This window comes from Archangium sp., from assembly GCF_036389735.1.
GTDB lineage: Bacteria > Myxococcota > Myxococcia > Myxococcales > Myxococcaceae > Archangium.
The window spans coordinates 1-9,650 of record NZ_DASVWK010001046.1 but is presented as its reverse complement, the minus strand read 5'-3'; the positions used below and the strand labels follow the sequence as shown (position 1 = coordinate 9,650).

At 69.3% G+C, this 9,650-nt stretch carries 7 protein-coding genes; 4 read left to right on the top strand and 3 right to left on the bottom strand.

The genetic code is table 11. The features are described 5' to 3' along the window. Position 1 precedes the first annotated feature (1 nt). On the bottom strand, positions 2 to 379 hold the full coding sequence (locus VF794_RS37395; protein WP_331118082.1) for an NADH-quinone oxidoreductase subunit A: 378 nt from the start codon (positions 377 to 379) through the stop codon (positions 2 to 4). Between the two features lie 218 nt (positions 380 to 597). On the opposite strand from VF794_RS37395, the gene VF794_RS37390 reads away from it, so the two are divergent. Beyond that, a complete protein-coding gene (locus VF794_RS37390) occupies positions 598 to 2,199 on the top strand; it encodes a methyl-accepting chemotaxis protein (RefSeq protein ID WP_331118080.1) in 1,602 nt (533 codons plus the stop codon). Between the two features lie 14 nt (positions 2,200 to 2,213). Here VF794_RS37390 and VF794_RS37385 read toward each other — a convergent pair whose 3' ends face one another. Next, positions 2,214 to 3,641: a hypothetical protein gene (locus VF794_RS37385; RefSeq protein ID WP_331118078.1), complete on the bottom strand. Its 1,428-nt coding sequence runs from the start codon at positions 3,639 to 3,641 to the stop codon at positions 2,214 to 2,216. 85 nt (positions 3,642 to 3,726) lie between these two features. On the opposite strand from VF794_RS37385, the gene VF794_RS37380 reads away from it, so the two are divergent. From VF794_RS37380 to VF794_RS37370, 3 genes are all read left to right on the top strand, one after another. Beyond that, positions 3,727 to 5,841 (top strand): neutral/alkaline ceramidase, encoded by a 2,115-nt coding sequence (locus VF794_RS37380; RefSeq protein WP_331118076.1) that lies wholly within the window; start codon positions 3,727 to 3,729, stop codon positions 5,839 to 5,841. A gap of 237 nt (positions 5,842 to 6,078) precedes the next feature. Continuing rightward, on the top strand, positions 6,079 to 7,644 hold the full coding sequence (locus VF794_RS37375) for a restriction endonuclease fold toxin 5 domain-containing protein (protein ID WP_331118074.1): 1,566 nt from the start codon (positions 6,079 to 6,081) through the stop codon (positions 7,642 to 7,644). Between the two features lie 12 nt (positions 7,645 to 7,656). After that, positions 7,657 to 8,388, top strand: coding sequence for an immunity 52 family protein (locus VF794_RS37370; RefSeq protein ID WP_331118072.1), 732 nt, complete (start codon positions 7,657 to 7,659; stop codon positions 8,386 to 8,388). Positions 8,389 to 8,473: 85 nt separating this feature from the next. On the opposite strand, the gene VF794_RS37365 is transcribed toward VF794_RS37370, so the two are convergent. Continuing rightward, positions 8,474 to 9,415 carry a DUF2381 family protein gene (locus tag VF794_RS37365; protein WP_331118070.1) on the bottom strand — a complete coding sequence of 314 codons (942 nt, stop codon included), beginning with the start codon at positions 9,413 to 9,415 and terminating at the stop codon, positions 8,474 to 8,476. Positions 9,416 to 9,650 lie beyond the last annotated feature (235 nt).

Below are 9,650 nucleotides of genomic sequence, written 5' to 3'. Positions count from 1 at the left end.
CTCAGTGCTCCCACTCCAGGGCGCCCTTCTTCCAGATGTAGATAAGGCCGACCACGAGGGTTGCAGCGAAAACGAGCATCTCGATGTAGCCAAACCAGCCGAGTGCCTGGAAGTTCACCGCCCAGGGGTACAGGAACACGGCTTCGACGTCGAACACGATGAACAGCAGGGCGACCACGTAGAATTTCACCGCGAAGCGCTGGCGCGCGGGGCCACTGCTCTCGGAGCCGGCCTCGAAGGCGGTGGACTTGATGAGGCTTGGCCGCTTGGGGCCCAGCACGGCGGCCAGCTGGACGATGACGAGCGCCAGAACGCCCGACAGCAGCAGCACCACCGCCAGGGGCAGGTAGTTGGCGAGGGGGTTGGTCGTGGGATCCATTCGGCGGCGGACCCTAGGGACAGCCGGCAGCCGTGTCAATGGAGAAGCCGGAGATCCAACCCCTGGACATGACAGAGGAAAGCGGGGGGAGGGCTCTGGCTGCCCGCCTGCTCGTCCAAGAGGGGGCGAGGGGCGGGGGTTTGACGCTCCAGGCGCCGGGGGCCTAGGGTCCCGATCCAGCATCATCCGAATCAGACAAGATAGGAGAGAACCCGGGCATGTGGGGTCGGCTCAGTTTGCGCTGGCAGGTGGCGTTGGCGGTGCTGGTTCCCAGCCTCGCCGTGGCCGTGTTCAGCGGGTTCTACTTCCCGAAGCAGCAGCGGGCCTTCGGGCTCGCGCGACTCGAGGACCGTGCGAGGACCGTGGGGTTGCTCGCCTCGGATGAGATCGCGGCCCTGTTGATGCAGGCGGGTCAGGCGCCCGCGGTGGCGGCTCCGGGCACCCAGCCGGTGGTCGCGCGCGAGCCCGGGCTGCGAGCCGTGGAGCAACTCTCGCGCATCTTCGAGCGGGTGGAGCAGGCGGGTTCCATCTCCTACCAGGCGGTGCTGGCGCCCGACGGCAAGGTGCTGTCCTCGCGCGGCTCCGTGCCCAAGGGGCTCAAGGGCAAGCCGGGCACGGAGGGCTGCACGGTGGATCGCGCGCAGGGCAACGGCAACCCGTTGGCGCTGTGCTCGATGCCCGGGGGCCACACGTACGTGGTGGGTGTGGACTCCGCCGTGGTGAAGGCGGAGGCGGACGCGATGCGCTGGCCGAGCCTCCTGGTATACCTGGGCGCCACCGTGGTGGGCCTGTTCATCGCCTTCTTCATCGGGCGGGCCATCGCCGAGCCGGTGACGCGCATGACGCAGGCGGCCCACGAGGTGGCCCAGGGCGACATGTCGCTGAGCGAGGTGGACGTGGCCTCGGCGGGCGAGGTGCGGCTGATGGCCCACTCCTTCAACGAGATGCTGGGCACGCTGCGCGGCACGGTGTCGGAGCTGCTGGCGCGGCTCGGAGAACTCTCCAGTGCCTCGCGTGGGCTGACGGGGGCGTCCGCGGATCAGGAGCACGTCATCAGCCAGCAGGCGGCGTACGCGCAGCAGATCGCCGCCACCTTCGAGGAGCTGAGCCGGACGGCGGAACAGATTTCGAGCTCCACCGAGGTGGTGGAGTCCAGCGCGCGGCGCACGCACGAGGCGGTGGCCGAGGCGATGGCGGTGGTGGCGCAGGTGGTGGCGGGCATCAACGACATCCGCATGGAGTCCAAGGGCGTGGCCGACGCCATCGTGGGCCTCAACCAGGATCTCCAGCAGGTGTCGAAGATCGCCCAGGTCATCAACCAGGTGGCGGAACGCTCGGACCTGCTGGCGCTGAACGCGGCGCTGGAGGGCACGAAGGCGGGCGAGGTGGGCCGGGGCTTCTCGCTGGTGGCCGCGGAGATGCGCAAGCTGGCGGAGAACGTGTCGGCGTCGGCGCGCGACATCGCCCGCATCGTCGAGAAGGTGCAGGACTCGGGGAACGAGGCGGCCACCAAGGCGCGCGTGGGCATGGCGACGAGCGATCGCGGCGTGGAAGTGGCCGAGCAGGCCTCGGCGGTGTTCCAGCGGATCGTGGAGCTGGCGCGCGGCACGAGCGAGGCGGCGCGGCAGATCACCATCGCCACGCGGCAGCAGCGTCAATCGAGCGAGCAGGCCGTGCAGGGCGCGCGCAACGTGGCCGAGCTGGTGAAGCAGGGCGTGGACGCCACGGGCCGCACCACGCGGATCGCCCAGGACCTCCAGCACGTGGCGGCGAGCCTCACGGTGCTCACCAGCAAGTTCAAGGTGGCGCGCGATCGCTGACCCCCGGTGGCGAGTCACTCCAGGCTGGCGGTGAGGCTCACGGTGCCCGAGTTCTCATGGAGCCCGTCCACCCAGAGGAAGTAGCTCCCGGCGGGCAGCTCCGCGACATCCAGGCTGGAGGTGCCGCAGGCCACACGCGCGTCCGGGGTGCAGGCGGTGCGCACCAGGGTGAGCGGCAGCGCGTGGCCCGTCGAGTCGGTGGCGCTCGCGTGGAACGCCAACTTCCGATCGGTGGTGAAGGCATAGGCGAGGTCCGCGCCGTTGCTCACGCCGCATGACCAGTTCCCGTCATCGTGCAGGCCCGCGGCCGTCACCTTGTCCGTCGCGGTATCGCCCTGCGCGCCAGTGGAGAAGACCAGGGGCCTCGCCTGGGCGCAGGTGTCTCCGGGAAGAGGCGCCGTGAGCTCCGCGCGGAGGATGTACCCCGGGTTGTCGGACGTATTGAGGTGGCGATCCAGCCAGAGGTAGTGCGAGCCAGGGGAGAGCAGGACCGAGTCCAGTGCGTAGTCGCAGGCGAGCTCCTGGCCTCCGCAGAGGTCGGCCAGGGCCAGCACGGAGGAGTAGAAGCCGTCTCCGTCCTCGACCCGAGCGCGCAGGTAGGCCGGCTCGCTCGTGTCCAGCCGGTAGACCCGGTCTTCCGACCCGGCGCGATTGCAGCTCGGCTTGCTCGAGTCATCCGCGCCCCGGTACGAGCCTCGGACGGTGAACTGGCGGCCCGGAAGGGGGAGCACGCCCGCGCAGTTGTCGCCGGTACGGCTTCCTGTCTCGACGCTCAAGTCGAAGGCCCCTCCCGCGTCCGACAGTCCATCCACCACCACGAAGTATGTCCCGGAGCCCGGAGATGTGACGAGCGTCTGCAACTGGACGGTGGCCCCTGGCAGGTGCGCCGCCACACAGCCCTGGTACAGCTCGTCCTGGGACGCATCACAACGGCCCTGCCTCAGGTAGACCACCGGCTGGAAGGCCGTGTCCCGAGGCGTGACGGTGATGACCACATTGGTGTCGTGGGTGAGGGTGAAGGAATGGAGGACCTCGCTCCCATCGATGCCGCCGCAGGAGCCGATGGCTTGCCGCTCCGCGCCCACCGTCGTTCCGCTCACCTGGGCCTTGCCGTTCACCAGGGTCAGCGCGGTCGCGCCACAGGGCGGCGGAGCACCCGCATCCAAGGTGCCGCCGTCCGTCCCCGCGTCCGAGGTGCCACCATCCGTGCCAGCGGGGCCGATGCACTGGCCATTCATCCCGCACTGGATCAGGGCACCGCAGTCCTTGCACGCTGCCCCTCCAATGCCGCAGGTGGGCGCGTCCACGCCCCGGGCGCAGAGCCCGCTCGCCGTGCAGCAGCCCGTGCAGTTGACGGGGCCGCACGCGTCCGGCTCCGTGGAGCTGCATGCCACCTGGGTGAGTGCCCACACCAGCCCGAGAACGACGATTCGACGAGACATGTCCAGACTTCCTCCCTCGAAGAGAGGATTGCACGAAGCCTGTCTGGATGGATCTCCCCCCCAGGGAACCGATAGAAAGGGACTCATGCGACGGAGTTCATCGTTCCTGTGCGTGCTCGCATTGCTGCTGGGGGCCTGCGCCACACGGCAACCCGTGAGGCGCGAGCCCGCGCCGACGGCTCGGTTGGCATGCGCGAGGGGGGAACTCCTGGTGGGCTCGGGGGTCTACGACATCACCGGGCCCGCGGCCCAGGTGCTCATGGGGGGCTACGTCAACCTCACCCAACGCACCGCCGGCATCCACCAGCGCCTGCGCTCGCGCGCCTTCATCGTCGCCTCGCCCTGTGACGGCAAGCGCGTGGTGTTCGTCAGCGCGGACCAGGGCATGCTCTTCCAGGCCATCAAACAGGCGGTGGTGCGCAAGCTGCGCGCCGAGCTCGGCGAGGACTACTCCGACGAGAACGTGCTGTTGAGCGCCACCCACACGCACGCCGGTCCCACGGGCACCTCGCACTACGAGCTCTACAACCTCACCTTCGTCCCGCTGCCCCTCGTCGACCAGAGCCGCTCTACCCTCGCGGGCTTCGTGCCCGAGAACTTCGACGTCGTCGTCAACGGCATCACTGAGTCCATCGCCCGGGCCCACCGCAACCTGGCCCCTGGGAGGATCCTCCTCGGCACGGGTGAGCTGCCGGGCGTGGGGTTCAACCGCTCCCCACTCGCCTATGCCCTCAACCCCCAGGCGGACCGCGAGGGGCGGTCCTCGGTCGATGAGCGGATGACGCTGCTGCGGTTGGAGGAGAAGGACGGAGAGGCGTGGCGGCCGGTGGGCGTCATCAACTGGTTCGCGGTCCATCCCACCTCGATGAGCCGCGACAACCTGCTCATCAGCGGCGACAACAAGGGGTATGCGTCCTACCTCTTCGAGCAGGAGCTGGGCACGGACTACCGCGCCCCGAAGACCTTCGTGGCCGCCTTCGCCCAGAGCAACGAGGGCGATGTGACCCCCAACACCTTCGACGCGAACGGACGCAGGACGCTCGAGGACTTCGCGGCCACCGAGCAGTCCGGCCGCAAGCAGTACGAGTTCGCCCGGAAGCTCTTCGAGGACGCCACCGAGGCGAGCGCCCTCCCGGGCGTGGTGGACTACCGGCACACCTACGTGCGGATGGATGACGTGACGGTGGATCCCGAGTGGGCGGATGGCCAGGAGCGGAACACCTGTCCGGCGGCGCTCGGTCTCTCCATGGGGGCGGGCGCCGAGGACGGTCGGAGCGACCTGCTCCAGGAGGGGCTGGACTGCGGGGATCCGGACAGCGCGGAGGCGGCCATCCTGTGCGGCGTCGGCGGGTGTCGGCCCCCGTGTCACGAGGAGAAGCCCGTCGCGCTCCGCATGGGAGACAGGAATCCACCCTGGAGCCCGGACGTGCTGCCGCTCCAGATCTTGCGGATCGGCAACCTGGCGCTGGTGGGCGTGCCCTTCGAGATGACCACCGTGGCGGGCCGCAGGCTGCGCAAGACGGTGCTGGAGCGGCTCGCACCGGCGGGCGTGGAAGAGGTCGTCATCGCGGGCCTCGCCAACGCCTACTCCGGCTATCTCGCCACCCGGGAGGAGTACGCGCGGCAGGACTACGAGGGCGCCTCCACCCACTTCGGACCCTGGACACTCGCGGCGCTTCAGCAGGAGGCCGCCAAGGTCGCGGACGCCCTGCGCACCGGGGAGCCGGTGCCCTCGGGGCCCGAGCCACGGGAGCTGAACCCCAACCCCCGCAAGGCGAGACTGCCCGACCGCCCGGACGCGGTGCCCCAGGGAGAGACGTTCGGGAGCGTCCGGCGTGATGCCGAGGCCGCGTATCGGCGCGGCAAGAGGGTGAGCGTCAGGTTCTGGGGCGCCAACCCTCGCAACGACCCACGCATCCAGGGCTCCTTCCTGGAGGTGCAGCGCCGGGAAGCGGATGGCTCGTGGACGCCGGTGGCCCACGACTGGGACTGGGAGACGGTGTTCCGTTGGGAGCGCCACCCGCTGCCCCCCTGTCCCCAGGGGCTCGCGTGCTCGCTCATCACCGTCGAGTGGACGATTCCGGGCTCCTCCACCCCGGGCACCTACCGCATCCGCCATGCCGGCAAATGGCGGGACACGGGCGGGCAACTCCAGGACTACGAGGGCCAGTCGCGCGAATTCACCGTCGAGGACTCCTGAGGGAGGAGCTGCTTCGTGTCCAGCAGGCGCCTGTCGGCTATGGGAACGTCGCACCGTCGATAAGGCCGCAAGCTCAAAATTCACTGGACTGACGTAGTCCAGCGGGTTGTTGCGCCTGGGAGAAAGGCCAGCGTCATGGCGAAGGAGTACCGGAGTCCTGCGGGGGGGGAGGGCGGCGGTACGCACCTCGAGGCTCGGCGGAGTTCGCAAGGCCCGCCCCGTTGGGCGCCGGCCGCGATGGCGCTGTTCGTCCTCGTGCTGCAGGCCGCGTGTGCCACGGGCTACCCCAGGGGCGGCCAGATGATGCGGAGGGCGGGGGAGGTAAGCACGGGGCAGGCCTCCGGGGCTCCCGGGCTCTCTTGGCATCAGGCTCGCCGCGCTGGCGATGTGGACGAGGCGGAGAACCTGAGGGGAAGCGGATGGCCTGATGGAGTGGGGGATGGCCAGCCCTACGAGGCGCCCATCACCCTGGACTACTTCCAGGGCTTCCTCGTGCAGGCCGGGGTGCCCACCTCCGCGGTGCCTGGCGATGGGCGCACGCTGTCTCCTCAGCAGGCCATGGAGTTGCTGCCACACCTGCTGTTCACGCCGGTGACGCTGGGCAATTTCGGCCTGCGGCGCATGGCGGCCCACCTGCTCCTGGAGGTGGCCACCGGGGGACTCCCGGTGTCACGGGACGAGTTGCATGCGCGCATGCGTCGCTTCTCGCGGCTGCTGGTGCTGCGCCCGGACGGCTATCTGGTGAAGCCGACCACAGGCGATGCGGTGCAGAAGGCAGGGGCGGTGGGGCTGGCCGAGGATGGGACCCTGCACGCCGGTCGCTTCGAGGTAGGCCCCTTCTATGCCATCGACGGCGCGCGCCTCTTCCCGGTTGACCATGAACTCACGGTGCCGCACGGAGCCCGGCCGGCGGGCATCTATTCGCCCGACAAGGACGCGGGGCTGGCGGTGGGCGAGGGGGCCGTGCTCGCGGTGGTGGACATGGTTGAAGGTCTCTACCGGCTCGTCTTCTACACGGGCGAGACGCTCGAGGGGCTGGCGCAGCTCCCAGGCGCGGTGCGCCAGCTCTACGAGAACTCGCCCCAGCTCTGGGAGGAGTTCCGCCACAAGCCCTACGCGGAGAGGGTGCGGACCGTCTCGCGGTTGGCCATGGGCTCGGTGTTGACGGTGGGCACCGCTGGCGCTGGAACCGCGAAGGCGGTGGCCTGGGGCGGCAAGCTGGGGAGCCTCTCCGTGCCCCTGCTGTCACTCTCGGGTGATGGCCTCCTGGCGGTGCGCCTGGTGGCCGTGCCCGTGGGAAGTCTCGCCAGCACGGCGGCGCCAGCGCTGAGTGCCACCTACGTCCTGCACATGGCCAGCACGAGCGCCCAGGGCGGAGGAGGCGGTGGTGGGTGGCCTCCGGTAGGCGGGCCCGGGCAGTGGGTGGAGGACACCTCCAGCATGTCCGAGCAGGCGCGGGCCTACCAGGCCCAGGTGACGGGCGCCCCCAAGCGGTGGGCCTACAAGGTCTGTCGGGATGGAGAGTGCGTGAATTACGACGGCTATGATCCGAAGACGGGCACCCTGCTCGAGGCCAAGGCGCGCGAGTACGCGAAGTGGTTCGACGAGAAGCTCGACCCTAGATTCAACTACGAGGGACTGGATGACATGGTCGCGCAAGCAGAACGGCAGCTTCGGGTGGCTGGAGGGGGACCGCTTCGCTGGCACGTCGCTGAGCCGCGGATGGTGGCCGTGCTCAGGAAGTGGTTCGACCTGAATGACCTTCGCGCGGTCGAAGTCGTCTACACCCAGCCAATACCTTGAGGGTCGCCGCGCATGAATGAATCCTATGGAGCTGGAGCCTATTGGGGGCGGCGTCCGGAAGGAGCCCAGGGGTGCGCTCGGCGGGCGGAGACGTTCTTCCGCCTCCTTGCGGAGTGTCACCCGAGCTATGCTCGGTGGTACGAGAAGAACAACTCCACCCGGAAGGCGCTGCGGCTTGGCTTTGAGCCCACCCGAGAGACCTTCGAGTCCTTCTTCGGACGGGAGAAGTACCAGAGTGGGAATGACGGGTTCCGCTTCGGAGCCTGGACAGGGCACGTAGAGCAGGACCAGGGCGGCGCGGTCTCGGTCCGCTGTGGGTCGAAGGCCGAGTTTTCGTCCAACGTGGTGCGGGTGCAATTCCCGCATGAGGAATTCGGCCAGGAGCGCATGCTCAAGGCGTCGGTGCTCGCGGGCATCATGCGCGCCATGGCCGTGGCCTGGGAGCCGGACTGGGCCCTCGCGACGGCGGACGGACTGTGGGAGCAGCTCTCCGGCGGCAGTCGCCTCGGCTGCTTCGTGGGGTGGATGACGTACTTCTCGCGTGAGCGTGGGGAGGTGCCGGCTCTGCCCGCACCCGTCCGGGTGGAGCCGGTAGGCGATAAGGGCACGCTCGTCATCCTCACTCCCGAGCGCCTCACCCCGAGCCAGCCCGAGCACGTGGCCCTCGCCTGGCGCGTTCAACATCTGCTGGAGGAACGAGGGCTGCTCCGGCCCGTCATAGAGCCGCCGTCTACAGCGCGTTGAAATGGCGGGGACGGAGCCCCCCTCTTCGCTCGTCGACTCCGAGCGGGTACGAGTCCTTTGACACCTTCCCAGGCGCTTGTCCGGGCTACGGGAAGGTCACGCCGTCGAAGAACTCCCCCCTGGCGCCTCCCTCCTGGCTCCACAGCTTCAGGGTGAAGGTGCCGTGCGCCTCCTCCTCCGTGGCCTCCAACTCCACCACGACTCGCTGCGTTTTCCCGGGGGAAATCGGCTCCAGCGGCCACACGCCGAGCGCCTTCAACTCCATTCCCTGGGGCCCCACCAGCACCGCACCGGCGGGCGTCCAGGGCTGCGTCCCCGTGTTTCTCAACTCCTGTGCCACGGCCAGACGCACCACCTTGTGCCCGCCCTCCCTGCGCCCGGTGTCCGAGCGGTAGCTGCGCGCCATGCTGCTGGTGCGCGTGTTGCCGGGACGTGCGGTGACGTTCTTGGCGATGTTCTTGTCGACAACGCCTCCTTCGCCCATGAGTTCCTGGGCGATGAGGGCCGTGAGCCCCACCTTCCCACTGGACTCCGCCTCCAGGCGCGCCTTCTCCTGCCGGCACTCCTGGACTTCTTCCAGCGCCCGCTGCTCGCCTTCGCGGTAGGAGGCCAGCGTGCGCGGCTGGCGCATCACCTCCACTTGCCGCTCGGCCTCGGAGGGGTGCACCACCAACAGGAAGGTGGCGCTCGCCGGGGCCGCGCCGTCCTGGAACGACACCGTCACCGGCACGCGCTCTCCGTCCGCCAGGGCCTTCGTGGGCATGAGCGTGAAGCCCGCCTCATCCTCGATCACCCGAAAGCGCTCCCGCCCGGCCAGTTCCACGCGCGCCAGCTTCGCGTTGAAGAAGAAGCTGGTGGAGTGCCCCGGGTGGATGCACACCTCTTGTGCGGTGCGGGGCGTGTCCGCCGTCAGCTCCAGGTGGCGCGTGCTCGATGCACATGTGGGCAATGGAGCTTCCACATGTGTGGCAGCGGGGGTGGCGAGCAGCACGAGCCGCAGGAGCGCGGCGGAGGACAGGGCGAGCACGGGGCGGGGCCTCCCGAGGAGGGACGAGACCGGAGGGGTGGGGCTCTACCACACCTCCTTCGCGGTTGGGTCGGGGTTGCGCTCGGTACCCATCGCCCCGCCTGGTTCAGAGGCGGCCCTACTGGAACCGGTCCACCACTCGCACTCTCGCGACGGGAGACACCAGCACCTTCTCCGGCGCGCTGCCGGGCTCCAACTCGAGACCGACATCCTCATCCGTATCCAGCAACTCCAT

What these genes read in the sequence shown, in the direction of transcription:
- VF794_RS37395 (WP_331118082.1), bottom strand. Translation starts at nt 379, where the DNA reads ATGGATCCCACGACCAACCCCCTCGCCAACTACCTGCCCCTGGCGGTG.
- VF794_RS37390 (WP_331118080.1), top strand. Translation starts at nt 598, where the DNA reads ATGTGGGGTCGGCTCAGTTTGCGCTGGCAGGTGGCGTTGGCGGTGCTG.
- VF794_RS37385 (WP_331118078.1), bottom strand. Translation starts at nt 3,641, where the DNA reads ATGTCTCGTCGAATCGTCGTTCTCGGGCTGGTGTGGGCACTCACCCAG.
- VF794_RS37380 (WP_331118076.1), top strand. Translation starts at nt 3,727, where the DNA reads ATGCGACGGAGTTCATCGTTCCTGTGCGTGCTCGCATTGCTGCTGGGG.
- VF794_RS37375 (WP_331118074.1), top strand. Translation starts at nt 6,079, where the DNA reads ATGGCGCTGTTCGTCCTCGTGCTGCAGGCCGCGTGTGCCACGGGCTAC.
- VF794_RS37370 (WP_331118072.1), top strand. Translation starts at nt 7,657, where the DNA reads ATGAATGAATCCTATGGAGCTGGAGCCTATTGGGGGCGGCGTCCGGAA.